Source organism: Flavobacterium sp. 22659 (assembly GCF_052044235.1).
In the GTDB taxonomy this organism is placed as follows: Bacteria; Bacteroidota; Bacteroidia; order Flavobacteriales; family Flavobacteriaceae; genus Flavobacterium; species Flavobacterium johnsoniae.
This window is the reverse complement of sequence record NZ_JBQEMU010000057.1, coordinates 1-327: the sequence shown is the minus strand read 5'-3', so window position 1 is coordinate 327 and position 327 is coordinate 1. Positions and strand designations below refer to the sequence as shown.

The window sequence follows — 327 nt, the reverse complement described above, 5'->3', positions numbered from 1 at the left end:
ATGTTTACGAAGGCGATTCAGATTTAAGTTATATTCAGGATACAGAAGCTCCATATAGATCTTACGATGCTTTTACAAGTCTTATTTTTGGCTTTGCCCCAAAAGGCATGGTGGTAGTCTGGGCCAATTATGGTTTAACGGTAATAGAAATTGGACGGTATCAAGCCGAAATAATTACAAATAAAGAGGAACTGCAAGATGCCAAAAATAAGTATTTAAAAATTTGGCGTTTTTCTCCGAAACGTTTTGATGATCTGGCAAAAGACTTTTTTGTACCAGATGCTAATTGTGAGTTATGGGATACTTATCGCATTCGTTATAGCTGGA

1 protein-coding gene is annotated in these 327 nt (G+C 36.1%); it reads left to right on the top strand.

Translation table 11 applies throughout. The features are described 5' to 3' along the window. Positions 1-327: DUF2931 family protein (locus ACTJIW_RS24215; protein WP_440718505.1), on the top strand; the 327-nt coding region annotated here is incomplete at both ends.